Annotated in this window: 14 protein-coding genes; 11 read left to right on the top strand and 3 right to left on the bottom strand. The window is 33.6% G+C overall.

Features of this window, described 5'->3' with window-relative positions; genetic code table 11:
- Positions 1-34 precede the first annotated feature (34 nt).
- A complete protein-coding gene (locus tag ACFO7M_RS15955) occupies positions 35-2,245 on the top strand; it encodes a TonB-dependent receptor plug domain-containing protein (protein ID WP_379736831.1) in 2,211 nt (736 codons plus the stop codon).
- A gap of 63 nt (positions 2,246-2,308) precedes the next feature.
- On the opposite strand, the gene ACFO7M_RS15960 is transcribed toward ACFO7M_RS15955, so the two are convergent.
- Positions 2,309-3,814, bottom strand: coding sequence for a S8 family peptidase (locus ACFO7M_RS15960; protein WP_379736833.1), 1,506 nt, complete (start codon positions 3,812-3,814; stop codon positions 2,309-2,311).
- 179 nt (positions 3,815-3,993) lie between these two features.
- Here ACFO7M_RS15960 and smpB point away from each other — a divergent pair, with 179 nt between their 5' ends.
- Positions 3,994-4,446 carry an SsrA-binding protein SmpB gene (gene smpB, locus ACFO7M_RS15965; RefSeq protein WP_379713270.1) on the top strand — a complete coding sequence of 151 codons (453 nt, stop codon included), beginning with the start codon at positions 3,994-3,996 and terminating at the stop codon, positions 4,444-4,446.
- 52 nt (positions 4,447-4,498) lie between these two features.
- On the opposite strand, the gene ACFO7M_RS15970 is transcribed toward smpB, so the two are convergent.
- Positions 4,499-5,140, bottom strand: a complete 642-nt coding sequence (locus ACFO7M_RS15970) for a PAS domain-containing protein (RefSeq protein WP_379736834.1) — start codon at positions 5,138-5,140, stop codon at positions 4,499-4,501.
- A 92-nt stretch (positions 5,141-5,232) separates the two neighbouring features.
- Positions 5,233-5,874 (bottom strand): protein-L-isoaspartate(D-aspartate) O-methyltransferase, encoded by a 642-nt coding sequence (locus tag ACFO7M_RS15975; RefSeq protein WP_379713274.1) that lies wholly within the window; start codon positions 5,872-5,874, stop codon positions 5,233-5,235.
- A gap of 141 nt (positions 5,875-6,015) precedes the next feature.
- Between ACFO7M_RS15975 and ACFO7M_RS15980 the strand changes: the two genes are divergently transcribed.
- From ACFO7M_RS15980 to ACFO7M_RS16020, 9 genes are all read left to right on the top strand, one after another.
- Positions 6,016-6,999, top strand: a complete 984-nt coding sequence (locus tag ACFO7M_RS15980) for an RDD family protein (protein WP_379736835.1) — start codon at positions 6,016-6,018, stop codon at positions 6,997-6,999.
- 27 nt (positions 7,000-7,026) lie between these two features.
- On the top strand, positions 7,027-7,992 hold the full coding sequence (locus ACFO7M_RS15985; RefSeq protein WP_379736836.1) for a Gfo/Idh/MocA family protein: 966 nt from the start codon (positions 7,027-7,029) through the stop codon (positions 7,990-7,992).
- A 3-nt stretch (positions 7,993-7,995) separates the two neighbouring features.
- A complete protein-coding gene (locus tag ACFO7M_RS15990; RefSeq protein ID WP_379736837.1) occupies positions 7,996-8,688 on the top strand; it encodes a hypothetical protein in 693 nt (230 codons plus the stop codon).
- A gap of 1 nt (position 8,689) precedes the next feature.
- The gene (locus ACFO7M_RS15995; protein WP_379713282.1) at positions 8,690-9,580 is read left to right on the top strand and encodes a 3-hydroxyacyl-CoA dehydrogenase family protein; all 891 of its coding nucleotides are present in this window, start codon (positions 8,690-8,692) and stop codon (positions 9,578-9,580) included.
- A gap of 73 nt (positions 9,581-9,653) precedes the next feature.
- Entirely contained in the window at positions 9,654-10,871 is a 1,218-nt protein-coding gene (locus tag ACFO7M_RS16000) for a DUF1015 domain-containing protein (RefSeq protein WP_379736839.1), read from the top strand.
- 498 nt (positions 10,872-11,369) lie between these two features.
- Positions 11,370-12,023, top strand: coding sequence for a YggS family pyridoxal phosphate-dependent enzyme (locus ACFO7M_RS16005; RefSeq protein WP_379713286.1), 654 nt, complete (start codon positions 11,370-11,372; stop codon positions 12,021-12,023).
- A 17-nt stretch (positions 12,024-12,040) separates the two neighbouring features.
- Positions 12,041-13,402: an exonuclease domain-containing protein gene (locus ACFO7M_RS16010; protein WP_379736845.1), complete on the top strand. Its 1,362-nt coding sequence runs from the start codon at positions 12,041-12,043 to the stop codon at positions 13,400-13,402.
- Between the two features lie 29 nt (positions 13,403-13,431).
- Positions 13,432-14,355, top strand: coding sequence for a tRNA (adenosine(37)-N6)-dimethylallyltransferase MiaA (miaA, locus tag ACFO7M_RS16015; RefSeq protein WP_379736841.1), 924 nt, complete (start codon positions 13,432-13,434; stop codon positions 14,353-14,355).
- Positions 14,356-14,365: 10 nt separating this feature from the next.
- Positions 14,366-15,097 (top strand): acyl-[acyl-carrier-protein] thioesterase, encoded by a 732-nt coding sequence (locus ACFO7M_RS16020; protein ID WP_379736843.1) that lies wholly within the window; start codon positions 14,366-14,368, stop codon positions 15,095-15,097.
- Positions 15,098-15,381: the final 284 nt, after the last annotated feature.

A 15,381-nucleotide genomic window follows, 5' to 3' on the forward strand; every position in this document is an offset into this window, starting at 1 on the left:
CCCAAACGTAGTACATATAAACATTTGATTAACAATGAAAAAAATAATATCTATCATAATTTTAGGTATTTCTTTTGGAGGATTCTCGCAAACAAAAGATACCGTAACTAATCTTGAAGAAGTAAAGCTAGAATCACAACGCTATATCACTTCAAGCAAAAGAAATCCGCAACAAGTTCAACGAATCACCAAAAAAGAAATTGAATTTGGCAATTTCCAAACTACAGCCGAAATGTTATCCAATTCCGGAAAACTTTTTGTGCAGAAATCCCAACAAGGAGGAGGTAGCCCCGTAATTAGAGGTTTAGAATCCAGTCGAATCTTACTACTTGTTGATGGTGTTCGTATGAATAATTTAATTTATCGTGGTGGCCACTTACAAAATGTAATTACCGTTGATGAAAATATGTTAGAAAACACGGACATCCTTTTTGGATCAGCTTCTACACCATATGGTAGTGACGCCATGGGTGGTGCCATCAACTTAATCACAAAAAAACCTTTATTACTGTCTCAAAATAATGGGAAATCATTTTCAAGTTCCTTAAACACAAGATACGGAACTATTAATAAGGAGAAATCCGGTTATGCCGATTTTCGTTTCTCAGGTGAAAAATGGGCAACCTTAACCGCAGTTTCTTACAATGATTTTGATGATTTGAAAATGGGTAAGAAAAAAAATGGAAATAATGACTTCTTTGGATTACGCCCTTTTTATGTTCAAACCATTAACGGTGTAGATACTGTTGTTGAAAACCCGGATCCTTATGTGCAAAAATTTTCGGGTTACAAACAATACAATGCAATGCAGAAAGTTTTATTTCAGCCAAATGCAACTACATCACACAACTTGAATTTACAATACTCGACAACTGACGACCTCCCTCGTTATGATCGATTAACTGATATCCGAAATGGCAACTTACGTTTTGCAACCTGGAATTATGGACCACAAAAGCGACTATTGGCAGGTTATAAATTAAATAAAGAAAATGCATTTTGGAACAGTGATTTATCTATTGGCGCCAATTTTCAAGACATTGAGGAAAGCCGCATTAACAGAAACCGAAACAATCCAAGTGAAGAATCCAGAGTAGAAAAAGTAAAAGTTTACTCTTTCAATATTGATTTAAAAGCAAAATTAGGAAATGGCGAGTTATTATACGGTGCCGAAGCATTTTATGATGATTTGAATTCAACTGCTAATGCAAGAAACATTCAAACCGGTACAAATTCGGCCATCAGCACAAGATATCCCGACGGTAAAAACTATACTTTACGTACAGATGCTTTTGCTACATATTATGCTAAAATCAACGAAAACACATCTTATAATTTAGGTGCTAGAGCAGGTTACACCACATTATCAAGCGAATTCAAAGACAAGTCGTTCTTCCCATTCCCATTCAACACGATTGAACAAAAGAACATTACATACAGTGCTGCAGCCGGTATTGTGAATAATTCTACTAAAAATGTAAAAATTGCATTCAATGTTGCATCTGGATTTAGAACTCCTAACGTAGATGATTTAGCTAAAGTATTTGAAACTAAAACAGGAACACCAACACAAAACGGTACTATATATGTTCCTAATCCTAATCTCAAACCAGAAAAAAACATTACTGGAGATTTAGGAATCACTATTTACAGCGGCAAAACTTTCGAGTTTGAAAACACAGCATATTATACCCGTTTATTTGATATTATTGCGGTAGATCGTTTTACTTATGAAGGTGATAGCACTATCGATTATGATGGATTCCCCGCAGATGTTTATGCCTCACAAAATAAAAACCAAGGTTATATTTTTGGTTATTCAACCAGCGTAAAATGGAATATTTTAAAAGAATTCAAATTCTACGGAAGTTACAACTTTACCTTTGGTCGAGTAGTTGAAGAAGATCAATCGGAAAGACCATTGGATCACATTCCTCCACATTTTGGAAAAATTGGTTTCAATTATGAAAACAAATGGCTTAATCTAGATTTGAATATGTTGTATAATGGTAAAAAACATTTAAAAGATTATTCAAGCAGTATCGAAGACAATTTACAATATGCTCCAGCAGACGGAATGCCTGAATGGCAAACTTACAACTTCAAGGCAGCAGTAAAGCCATTCGACGCTTTGACTGTTTATGCTGGTGTAGAAAATATCTTAGACATTCAATATAGAGTTTTTGCTTCAGGAATTAATGCTCCGGGTAGAAACTTCTATTTTGGAACTAAATTGAATTTCTAAATCCAATTTTCACAAATAAAAAAATGCTCGAGATTACTCGAGCATTTTTAGTATATACAATTTTTATTGAACTGCTAATAAAGCATTAGGCATTCCATAACCAAACTCTGGATGTTTATTTGGATACAAATGAGATGTTTGACGCATTTTATTCAATACTTGATCTCTTGACCATCCTGGATTTTTAGCCCATACTAAAGCTGCTATACCAGCTGTAGTTGCTGTCGCTACAGAAGAACCACCTACATAATCACCTTGACCATTATAATAACTATTCACTGGAATGGTAGTTCCAGAAGCTCTCTGCATCATAATTGTGAAATCGATTTTTCCACCTGTATGACACACATCACATTTCTGATAAGTAGACGCTTCTTTAATCCCTGTTACGGCTACCGTTTCCGGCATCCAAGCTGGGAAAATAACACCTACGAAAGTAGTAAAACTAGTTGAAGTACCTCCTGCACAAAAAATTAATTTCCCTTTACTATAAGCGTATTTTACACCATCTTCAATTTTTCCAACAGAAATGATGTGTCCCATCGACATAGATATAATTTTAACATTCGAATTATTAGCTAAACCTGTAAAAGCATTTTTTACTCCATTTTGCTCATGATAGCCTTCCAAAACCACATTTGCAGCGGCTCTATATGCAATAAGATTCGAATTGTATGCCACTCCTACCGGTTGTCCTTTGTCATTTCTTGGAGATGTAGCTACTGATGACATACTAGTACCATGCCCACATTTGTCGTTAACTCCGTCTGTTCCTGTACTCCATGGCCAAATAGAATCCACATAAACGCCAAATCTTTGAACTGTACGTCCCGATGAATAACCATTATTGAAACTTCCGTTTAACAATGTGTTTTCTGTTGAAGCTCCTGTATCCACGACTCCAATGGTTACACCTTGACCAGTACTGTAATTCCAAGCACTTGGAATATTATGATTGTTGAATGCCCAAGGTAATTTTGCATTCGGTGCAATAGTTGTATAATCTGCAGATGCTATAGTTTCAACACTTAAACCACATCCTGAACTCGATTCTGAATCTGATCTTTGATTGTCTTTAGTAGTGGCAAAATAGCGGAAATCTGCCGGCTCCATATAACGGATAAATTTATTTTTACGAAGTGCAATGATTGTTTCCTGATTTTCGATAACTACGTCCAATTGATTTAAATAAGGATCTGTCGCTATCAAAAATTTTTCGGTCTCTTTACCTTCATATTTTCGTATAATATTCAAAATTTGATTTTGATGTTCAACCGCTCTAACCGATTTACTTCTGTCAAAATCGTTTTTGGAATCTCCAAAACCAATGGAACAAATATTGTTCCCATTTTTTAAAGCACTCCACAAAACATAATCATTGGATTCACTCCATTTAAAAGATCCTTTTTTACTGAACGCTTCATCAATGTTTGCTATAACCTGTTGAGCAGATAATGGATGCTTTTGACTTTCATTAATTACAATTTCATCAGAAGCAGTATCGTCCTGGGTACAAGAGGTAAATGCAACAATAGCAATTGCGCACAATTGTAAGAATTTGTTTTTCATTTGGTTGGTTTTTAGTTTGTTAACATTCCAATATAAAAAAAATTTGTAATACTACGACTACAAATACGACAAAATGCAAAAAACATCGATAAAATGCAAAATACTAAAAATCAACCATTTAAAAATTAACCCCTCAGATACTATAAGAATTTCAATTAAGTTCCTAAATTTGCTCTCCCATGCAAAAAACAATTAACATACTCAATAAAAGAGCTAAATTCGATTATGAAATTATTGATCGATACACCGCTGGTATTGTCTTAACCGGTACTGAAATCAAATCAATACGTTTAGGAAAAGCCTCTATTGCAGAAAGTTTTTGTGAATTCAGTGGCACCGAATTATTTGTAATCAATTCCCATATAGAAGAATACCTTTATGGAACACATTACAACCACAAAGCCAAAAGTGAGCGCAAGCTTCTGTTGAACAAAAAAGAATTGAAAGGTCTTCTGAAAGATGTTCAGAACAAAGGTTTAACTATTATTCCACTTCGATTATTTACTAATGAAAAGGGATTAGCTAAATTGGACATCGCACTGTGCCGAGGGAAGAAAAATTACGACAAACGAGAAACAATAAAAGATAGAGACAACAAAAGAGATCTCGATCGTATTAAAAAATCATATTAAAAAAACGGGTAAGTTTACTTACCCGTTTTTTTTAAACCAAAAGCAAACACTATTAACTTCCGAAAAATCGGCTGAAGAAACCTCTTCGTTCTTCTTCCTCTTCTTCAACAGTTTCAATTACAACTTGATGAACCATAGTTTGTTGATTTTTATCATTATCAATCATTAATTTGGTAACTAAATCAACATAATTCATTCCTTTTTCCTCCAAAAAACCTATCAGATACTTTTCACTGGCGTCAAGTCCACTAGCTTGTTCAATTTGAAGTAATCTTTTATACAAAGGTTCGATGTGGTTCGCAATTACTGCTTGCGGAACCGCTTTCCTACGAGCAATGTAATTTTTTATCGTCCCACTTTCGTCCCGCATATATTCAAAATCAGTGATAACCCAATAATAACGACCCGATTTCGCTAGATTTTTTACAATCCCATGAAATTTATTACCTTCTTTTATGTTATCCCACATCACCTTAAAAATAACTTTAGGCATGTCCGGATGACGTACAATATTGTGAGGTTGCGCCATCAATTCATAATCTTCATAACCACTGACATCAACAAAGGCTTCATTGGCATATTCAATGGTGCCATATAAATCAGTTTTGCTCATAATAGTTTGGGTTTTGTCCCAAGAAACCTCTTTATCAATTGGTAAAGGTTTTTTTACGGAATCATACGTTACTTCGCTCATACTTTTGTTTATTACATGATTTGTATGGCAAAAGTATTGTAAGAAAAAAGAGTAAAAAATGACAAATATCATTGAATATCGACAAAAACGGTTTAGTTTTTATCTTCCAGTAAAGGCACAAATCTGAAATCTCCGAATTCATGTTTTTCAAATTGAGTTTCTGATTTTCGGATCAACAAAGTCATTACTTGAACATCTTCACCCACCGGAATCACTAAACGGCCACCTATTTTCAATTGTGCCATTAAGGGTTGAGGAATAAAAGGAGCGCCAGCTGTTACTATGATACTATCAAACGGTGCAAAATTGGGCAACCCTTTATATCCATCACCAAAAGAAAGATGCTTTGGACGTATTCCCATTTTAGGTAATAGTACTGAGGTTTTCTTGAACAATTCGTTTTGTCGTTCAATAGAAAATACTTTGGCCCCCATTGTACATAAAACTGCTGTTTGATAACCGCTTCCTGTTCCTATTTCCAATATCTTATCTTCTTTTTTTACCTGAAGTAATTCCGTTTGAAATGCAACGGTGTAAGGTTGAGAAATGGTTTGTCCGGCACCAATTGGAAAAGGCTTGTCCTGATACGCAAAATCTTCAAAGCTGGAATTCAAAAATAAATGTCTTGGAATCTTTTTAATCGCATCCAATACGTTTTTATCAGTAATTCCTTTCTGTTGTAGAAGGCTTACCAACTGATTTCTAAGTCCTTGATGTTTGGCTGTATCTTTCAATTTCGGAGTATATTATTTTTGGTAAAATTAGAAAAGAATTTGCCAAAATGTGTCTTTAGATCACAATAATTTTATTTAATAACATTCCAGCCTGACCAAAAAGTAGTACATTCGTAACAAACCCGTAAACCCTAACCATTTATGAATAAAAAGATTTTCTTATTCTCTCTACTGACTTCAATTATTGGTATAGTGAATACTTTTTTGGTTTTCATCATAACATCAACTTATGGTCATGAAGACCAACAATTCGATTCTATCTACCATATCTTCAACACACTGAAACCCTACAGTTTCATTAGTCCCGATTTTTTTATTAATTTAAACATTACTCCAGAGAGAACGTTAGGATATTCACTGAATCTAGTAGAACTTTTTTTAGGTATTACTTTTTTAGTAGGTGCAATTCTATTCTTTACATCGAATGGTAAAGAAACCAAATTGATTCGTTTCAATTTGAGTTTAGTTATTTTATCAAAAGTTTTCTCCATTCCCTACATTATAATGAATGCTACCCAATTTGACATCAGCTTCTTTTTGGTTTTTCATTGGATTTCTTGGGGAGTTTACACCTATATTGCTTACAAAATGCTAACTTACTTGAATCAGCAAAAAGAACTCAAAATAGTAGAAAATCAAATTACAGTTTCCTCAAAAATAAAACGATTTTTTCATCTAATTTTCGACTTGACACTTACTTACATTCTAGTTTATGAAATAATTTACGATGCTAGACATAACGAAACAATAGCCCATTTTCTAAATCGTATCGAAGAAGTATTTGGTGAAAGTTTAGGTCTTTGTGTGCTTTTGGCTACAATTCGAATCATTTACTATTTGGCTTTTGAACACTTCTTTCAGTCAACACCAGCTAAATTCTTAACAGGAACTCGAATTTATAACGAGGAAGATCAAATTCCGTCATTCAAATCCACTTTCACCCGAACTTTGTCGCGACTCATACCTTTCGATTCCTTTTCCTTTTTATTTGGAAACAATTGGCACGACAGTTTATCGGACACGTATGTTGTTGATGAACAGAAGAATGGAATAAGTCAAAAATCTTATTTTTTGTTTTTAGGAATTCTAATGATAATTTTTACGACTCTTTACTTTTTACAATAATTTAGTACCTTTGAAAAAACTTTTTCTATGCTTAAAATAGGCGTTTTAGGTGCCGGTCACCTGGGGAAAATACATTTACGATTACTCCAACAATCTGAACAATACGAATTAGTAGGCTTTTATGATGAAAATGCCGAATATGCTGATAAAATAGCCGCTGAATTTGGTTATAAACGCTTCGACACTATTGCTAAATTAATTCATGCAGTGGATGTTGTTGACATTGTCACTCCTACTCTTTCTCATTACAAATGTGCCAAAGTGGCCATTAAATCAGGAAAACACGTTTTCATTGAAAAACCAATTGCAACCACTGTTGAAGAAGCAGAAGAAATTATCGCTTTAGCCAATGAGTACAATGTAAAAGGTCAGGTTGGACATGTAGAACGTTTCAATCCTGCGTTCAAAGCTGTAAAACACAAAATCGAAAATCCGATGTTCATAGAAACGCATCGTTTGGCCGAATTCAATCCACGAGGAACCGATGTCCCTGTAGTTTTGGATTTAATGATCCACGATATTGATGCAATCTTGAGCGTTGTCAATTCAAAGGTAAAACATGTACATGCCAGTGGTGTTTCTGTAATTAGCGATTCACCAGATATTGCCAATGCGCGTTTGGAATTTGAAAACGGATGTGTAGCCAATATCACATCGAGTCGTATTTCTATGAAAAACATGCGAAAATCACGTTTTTTCCAAAAAGACGCTTACATCTCTGTAGACTATTTGGATAAAGTTTGTGAAGTGGTAAAAATGAAAGATGCACCTGAAGTTCCGGGAGATTTTGACATGATTTTACAAAACGCTGAAGGTGTAAAAAAACAAATCTATTATGACAACCCTTCGGTTGAACCGAATAATGCCATATTGGATGAATTGGAATCATTCGCCGATGCAATTAACAACAATACCACACCGGTTGTAACACTAGAACAAGCAACCGAAGCGTTACGCGTGGCGTATCAGATTATCGATTCGATGAAGAAGTAGCAAATGAAAAAGAAGGATCTACCAATAGAAATACTAAAAGTTCTTGAAAAATATGTTTCAATCCATGGAGAAAAATATATAAAAATACAAGATCCAGAATCATTACTTAAATTCATTGATATTGATGAAGAGTCAAGCTTTTTTTTCTGTTTAAATTTATATCAAAATGAAAAGTTTATAATCAGTTATAAACCTTACAACAGGAGTAATGTAGATCTTTATAAAATTTCGATAAAACCAAATGAACTAGATGGGCATTTTAAACTTTGGATTAATTTACTTGATGAGTATGCTAATACTAAATCGATTTTTGATGACCCAATATTAAAGTTTTATGAAGAAGAATTCTATGCAGAATTTGAAATATTAGAGGATGAAAAAGAAAAACCTTTAGATAATAATCAGATATTATTTTTAGATGATTATCTTGAAAATCTAGATAAGGGTTTAGAAAAATATAAGATTGAAGGTAATAAAATACGAATTGAAAATATTCAAAAAGAAATAAAACAATTACAAGAAACTTTAACTGAAAAAAATAAAGAACAAGTTGTTACAAGTTTTTCTAAAATTCTTGCAAAAGTAAAAAAATTAGGCGTCAAGTATCTGAAAGAATTCATAACTGAAGGAACTAAACAAGTAATTTCAACTACAATAAAATATTTAATAGAAAACGGACATAATTTAATAAGTTAAAATGAAACACATTGCTGTAATCGGGGCCGGAACTATGGGTAACGGAATTGCCCACACATTTGCCCAATCAGGATTTACCGTAAAATTAATAGACATATCTGAAAAATCTTTGGAAAAAGGTATGGCAACCATAGCCGCAAACCTTGACCGTATGGTTACCAAAGGTTCCATAACAGAAGAGGACAAACACAAAACCATCGGTAACATCATTACTTACACAGATATTAAAGATGGTGTGGTAGGTTGTGATTTAGTCGTGGAAGCTGCTACTGAAAATGTTGGTTTAAAATTGAATATTTTCAAGCAATTGAGTGAAATCTGTGATCACAATGTAATCTTAGCGACCAATACTTCTTCAATTTCAATCACTCAGATTGCTGCTCAGGTAGTTCATCCGGAAAGAGTGATCGGTATGCACTTCATGAATCCGGTGCCTATCATGAAATTAGTGGAAATTATCCGTGGGTATAGTACTTCCGACGAAGTAACTAAAATCATTATGGATTTATCCGTAAAATTAGGAAAAGTTCCAACTGAAGTAAATGATTACCCTGGTTTCGTAGCGAATAGAATTTTGATGCCGATGATTAATGAATCCATCGAAACTTTATACAACGGAGTTGCAGGTGTTCAGGAAATCGATACGGTAATGAAATTAGGTATGGCGCATCCGATGGGACCATTACAATTAGCTGATTTTATCGGTTTAGATGTATGCTTATCTATCTTAAACGTAATGTACGACGGATTCAAAAATCCTAAATATGCTCCTTGCCCATTGTTAGTTAATATGGTAATGGCTGGGAAACTAGGCGTAAAATCAGGAGAAGGTTTCTACGATTATACTGAAAGTAAAAAAGCGGAAAAAGTAGCAAAACAATTTTCAAAATAAAAAAACAGTGATTAGTGAATAGTGATTGACAAAACGGTCGATTACTATTCGCTATTTACTAATCACTAAAAAAATGGCCAAAATAATTCCTTTTAAAGCTGTCCGACCTGCGCATGACAAAGTAGCGTTAGTGACATGCAGAATGTACGATGATTATAGTTCTTCAGAGCTTGCTGCCTGGTTGAATTACAATCCGTATTCCTTTCTGCACATCATTCATCCGGCTTATGTTAATGCACAGCGTATAACAAACGACAAACGTTTTAAAGGAGTTTCTTTGAAATATAAGGATTTCAAGAATGAAAAAGTGTTGATACAAGATGAAAAACCTATTTTTTATTTACATGAAATCCAAACCAAAAACAATATATTCACCGGAATTATTGCCGGAACATCCATTGAAGATTATCAAAATAATGTAATTAAAAAACATGAAGATACACTTCAATACAGAGTTGAACTATTCAAAGACTACTTACATCAAACCGGATTTAACACAGAGCCTGTTTTAATTACCTATCCTGATAGTAACGAAATCAACACTTTTATTGCCATTCATAAAAAAAGTCGTCCGATTTACGAATTTTCAACTACCAACAAAGAAAAACACACACTTTGGAAAATTGATACCGAGACTGAAATTAATCTGTTAGTAGATCATTTTGACAAAATACCCGATTTGTATATTGCTGATGGCCATCATCGTTCCGCTTCTGCTGAAATGCTGTATGAACAGGATAAAGACACCGGAAATAAAAATCTAAACTATTTCATGAGTTTTCTGATTGCGGAAAGTAATGTGAAAATTTACGAATTCAATCGTGTAATACGTGATTTGAATGGTCATCAAAAAGATGATTTTATTCGATTACTTGCAGAAAATTTCATCATCAAAGATAAAAAAAGAGAACTATGGCAACCGAAGCATAAATACGAATTCGGAATGTATCTTGATGGTCGTTTTTATGCTTTGGAATACAAATTCAAAGATCGGGCTAAAAACATTCTTCAAAATTTAGATGCTCAAATTTTATACGATACAGTGTTGCACCCGATATTAGGAATAGGCGATTTACGTAATGACGAGCGAATTGATTATATTCCAGGTAAACAAGCCATATTACATATGAAGGAAATGATTGATGAAGACGAATTTGAAATTGGTTTTATGCTATATCCGTCTGATATCAGTGAAATTAAATTATTGGCCGACAATAATCTGATTATGCCACCAAAAAGCACCTATATTGAACCTAAATTCAGGAGTGGTCTTTTGGTGTATGAATTGTAGATGAATAATTGAAGATTAACTCCTTTCAATTTATGGTAAAAAACAAAAACTTGTCATATTAACCATTTTCAAACTATTTCTCAAGTAAAAAGGATGCTTTTATAAATAAATTATGGACTTAGACCTACTTTTATATCTTTTATTTGGCTTCACACTTTTTATGTTTGGATATAATAAAGACAAATTAATATTCAATAATTATTTTATTAAGTGCCTTCTAATTTCGATTTTAATGTTAGGCATTGGTATTATATTTGAGTATAATAAAAATGGGGATCAGAAAAGCATTAGTTATTTTGGAGCACAAATGCCTCTTCTTTTTCTAATCATAAATAAAACAATAAGAAGTATTTATTTTAAGATTTTTAAAAGAGAACCCGAATATGGAAGAAATCCGAAACATAAAATTGATTATATATTCACTTTAATACTATTTACATCTCTTATAACACTCCCTTTTATAATTGATGAATTAATACAACAAATAATGATTTAACAATGTCAATATTCGAAAACCTTACAAATATAAAGTCCACACTTCCTGAACGCGTTACTTTAGTCGCAGTCTCCAAAACCAAACCGGTTAGCGATTTAATGGAAGCCTACAATGCTGGCCAACGTATTTTCGGAGAAAACAAAATACAAGAGATGACTGAAAAATGGCAACAAATGCCTAAAGATATTGAATGGCATATGATTGGTCATGTTCAAAGCAATAAAATCAAATTCATGATCCCCTATGTGAAACTTATTCATGGAGTGGACAGCTTGAAACTTTTAAAGGAAATTAACCGTCTTGGTACAAAATGGCGAAAAAAAGTAAATTGCCTTTTACAAGTATCGATAGCACAGGAAGAAACTAAATTTGGTTTGGATGAAAGTGAATTAAATGAGATTTTGGACTACTTACAAAACGATGAATCAGCAACCAACGTAAATGTGGTAGGCTTAATGGGAATGGCTAGTTTTACCGATGATCAATCACAAATTAGAAACGAATTTGAATATTTAAAAACAGTATTTGATTCGATTCAAGCTAAAAATCCAAACTTTCAGATACTTTCTATGGGCATGAGCGGTGATTATCCTTTAGCAATTGAATGCGGAAGTACCATGATTCGCGTAGGAAGTAGTATATTTGGAAGCAGATAATTCAAATTCATTACATTATTTACTGTATACTCGACATAGAAACCACTGGAGGTCAATACAATGAAGAAGGTATTACCGAAATAGCCATCTATAAATTTGATGGTCATGAAGTCGTAGACCAATTCATCAGCTTGGTGAACCCAGAAATCCCCATTCAACCGTTTGTTGTCAAACTGACTGGGATTAATAATGCTATGCTTCGAAGTGCTCCAAAGTTTTACGAAGTAGCCAAAAGAATTATTGAAATTACTGAAGATTGCACTATTGTAGCACACAATGCTTCTTTTGATTACCGAATTTTACGTACTGAATTCCGCCGTTTAGGATTTCATTTTCAAAGACCGACTCTTTGTACAGTCGAATTATCCAAAAAACTAATTCCAGGTCAACCTTCTTATAGTTTAGGCAAATTGGTTCGTGGATTGGGAATTCCAGTGGCCGATAGACATCGTGCTAATGGAGATGCGATGGCTACCGTGAAATTATTCAAGATCCTTTTATCAAAAGATGCTGAAAAGACTATTGTAAAGACGTTCATAAAAACAGAACTCAAGTCGGGTATTTCACCTAAACTACTCGATATTGTTGAATCTTTACCCAGTAAAACGGGTATCTATTACATCCATAATGAAAAAGGAGATTTAATCTACATTGGGAAAAGTAAAAACATTAAGAAAAGGGTAAATCAACATTTTACAGGTACTTCACGAAAAAGCAAAAAAATACAACATGAAGTGTATACAGTCACATATGAAGAAACTGGAAGTGAGCTGATTGCGCTTTTAAAAGAAAGTGACGAAATAAAGATCAACAAGCCTATTTACAATCGTTCTCAACGCAAAACGATATTTCCTTGGGCTTTGTATGTTGAAAAGGACACAAAGGGTTATTTGTCGTTACAGGTTTTGAAAGCAGATGGTCGTAAAAAAGAGATCACTTCTTTTGCCACCGTTCAAGAAGGTAAAAATGCACTTTTTAAAATCACTGAAAAATACCAATTGTGCCAAAAAATAAATGGCCTTTACGACACTAAAAAAAATTGTTTTCAGTACGATATTAAACAATGTTTTGGGGCGTGTATAGAAAAAGAAAGCCCAGATGAGTACAATAAAAGAGTCCAGGATTTCATAGAGAATCATCAGTTCAATCATCAAAGTATGGTTATCATTGACAGAGGAAGAAACATCAACGAAAGAAGTGCGGTTTTACTTGAAAATGGTATATACAAAGGCTATTGTTTCTACGACTTAAACTATCAGATCAATAACATCGAAATTTTGAAAAACATCATCATTCCGATGCAAAATAATCGGGATACCCGTAATATCATTCAGAATTATATCAATAAAAGAAGAGTGCTAAAGATTGTCAAATTTTAATCCGATAATCCAATTCTTCTCTTGAAAAAATGAATTATTTAATCACTATCATAGGTCCTACAGCGATAGGAAAAACAGCATTAAGCATCCGATTGGCTCAACATTTTGGTTGCGATATAATTTCCTGTGACAGCCGCCAGTTTTTTAAAGAAATGACTATAGGCACTGCTGTTCCTTCTCCAGAAGAACTTGATTCTGCACACCATCATTTTATACAAAACATTTCGATTTTCGATTCCTATTCAGTTGGCGATTTCGAAAACGATGCGTTGCAAAAGTTAGATAAATTATTTCAAAAGCAACCGATACAAATCATGGTCGGTGGTTCTGGACTATATGTCGATGCTGTTTTAAAAGGTTTTGATGAATTTCCAGAGATTGATACTTCTGTCAGAACTTTAATCAATGAAAAATTCGAAATTGAAGGTATTGCCTATCTTCAGTCAGAATTACAAAAATTAGACCCTGACTATTTCAATAAGATTTCAACTGAAAATCCACAAACCCTTCAGAATCCACAGCGTATGAAACGCTTTCTAGAAGTTTGTTTGGGCTCTGGAAAACCTTACTCATCTTTCGTCGGTAAACGAAAAAATTCACGAAATTTTACCCCAATTGTTATTGGTTTACAAGCGGATAGAGAAGAAATGTATGAAAGGATTAACCGTAGGGTCGATATCATGTTAAAGCAAGGTCTTTTGGAAGAAGCCAAAGCAGTTTATCCAAATAAAAAACTTAATGCCTTACAAACTGTTGGTTATCGAGAATTATTTGACTTCTTAGACGGCAATACTACTTTAGAATTTGCTATTGAAGAAATCAAAAAAAATACCCGTCGTTTTGCCAAACGTCAGATGACTTGGTTTAAACGGACTGAAAATACAGAATGGTTCGATTATCAATCAGATATTGATACTATCATCAATCATGTAAGTAGTAAAATCATTTCTTAACTTTACTCAGATGCCTATTTCAAATCATTTCACTTCAGTTTATTCACATGATTGGAAAATCAATTTCACTCAGTGTGCACCAAATGGTTATTTGAAATACGTTGACTTGTGTAATCTACTTCAATTAACTGCTGCCGAACATTCTATTATGGGAGGTCTAAGTTTTAGCGATATGCAAGTACATCATCAAGCTTGGGTTTTAAGCCGTATTCGCATTGAAATAGAATCTTTGCCAAAATGGTTGGACACTGTTACTGTAACGACTTGGATTGAGAGCTTAGATGGCAATAAATCGATACGTAATATTGAAATGTACTTAGATGGGAAAAAAATCGTTGGAGCAACTACTTATTGGGCTGTATTCAATACACATTTAAGAAAGCCAGAGTCATTAGCCTTACCACATGAGCATTTTGAGAAATATCCTGACAGGAAAGCGACTTCAAAATCGTTCTCTAGACTATCTATTCATACTGACATTTCAAAAATTGAGGATCTTAAGGTAGTTTTGTCGGATTTAGACATTGTCAATCATGTAAACAATACAAAATATTTAGAATGGTGTTTGGATTTAATTTCTCCAGAAATCATCTTAAAACATCAGATTACTACTTTTGAAATGAACTTTTTAAGAGAATTAAATTATAATGATCTTGTAGAAATACATTCCAATCAAGCTAGAGATTTCTTCACAATTACCAAACAAAACAAAACTTGTTTTATACTGCAAACTAATAGTTAAAAACTATCAAACTATTGTTTTTAAACTAAAAGGTTGTGGGAAATAATAACTATTTGACAACCTGGATGGAGTTATCTAATTAGATACCAGTAATTTTAAGGAAGTGTGTTTTGTAGGGTAATATATAATAAAAAACCCTATTCATAACTGAATAGGGTTTTATAAAGAAATGCGGCGAATCGAGCCCGAAGGGCGACACGCTGCACCTATAACAAAAAATCCCCATCATTTCTGATGAGGATTCTTTAAAGAAAGGCGGCGACATACTCTCCCACAGGATTGCA

Source organism: Flavobacterium sp. GCM10023249 (genome assembly GCF_042653365.1).
Lineage (GTDB): Bacteria > Bacteroidota > Bacteroidia > Flavobacteriales > Flavobacteriaceae > Flavobacterium.

What these genes read in the sequence shown, in the direction of transcription:
- ACFO7M_RS15970 (WP_379736834.1), bottom strand. Translation starts at nt 5,140, where the DNA reads ATGAGCGAAGTAACGTATGATTCCGTAAAAAAACCTTTACCAATTGAT.
- ACFO7M_RS15960 (WP_379736833.1), bottom strand. Translation starts at nt 3,814, where the DNA reads ATGAAAAACAAATTCTTACAATTGTGCGCAATTGCTATTGTTGCATTT.
- ACFO7M_RS15985 (WP_379736836.1), top strand. Translation starts at nt 7,027, where the DNA reads ATGCTTAAAATAGGCGTTTTAGGTGCCGGTCACCTGGGGAAAATACAT.
- smpB (WP_379713270.1), top strand. Translation starts at nt 3,994, where the DNA reads ATGCAAAAAACAATTAACATACTCAATAAAAGAGCTAAATTCGATTAT.
- ACFO7M_RS16020 (WP_379736843.1), top strand. Translation starts at nt 14,366, where the DNA reads ATGCCTATTTCAAATCATTTCACTTCAGTTTATTCACATGATTGGAAA.
- ACFO7M_RS15995 (WP_379713282.1), top strand. Translation starts at nt 8,690, where the DNA reads ATGAAACACATTGCTGTAATCGGGGCCGGAACTATGGGTAACGGAATT.
- ACFO7M_RS16000 (WP_379736839.1), top strand. Translation starts at nt 9,654, where the DNA reads ATGGCCAAAATAATTCCTTTTAAAGCTGTCCGACCTGCGCATGACAAA.
- ACFO7M_RS15955 (WP_379736831.1), top strand. Translation starts at nt 35, where the DNA reads ATGAAAAAAATAATATCTATCATAATTTTAGGTATTTCTTTTGGAGGA.
- ACFO7M_RS15990 (WP_379736837.1), top strand. Translation starts at nt 7,996, where the DNA reads ATGAAAAAGAAGGATCTACCAATAGAAATACTAAAAGTTCTTGAAAAA.
- miaA (WP_379736841.1), top strand. Translation starts at nt 13,432, where the DNA reads ATGAATTATTTAATCACTATCATAGGTCCTACAGCGATAGGAAAAACA.
- ACFO7M_RS16005 (WP_379713286.1), top strand. Translation starts at nt 11,370, where the DNA reads ATGTCAATATTCGAAAACCTTACAAATATAAAGTCCACACTTCCTGAA.
- ACFO7M_RS15980 (WP_379736835.1), top strand. Translation starts at nt 6,016, where the DNA reads ATGAATAAAAAGATTTTCTTATTCTCTCTACTGACTTCAATTATTGGT.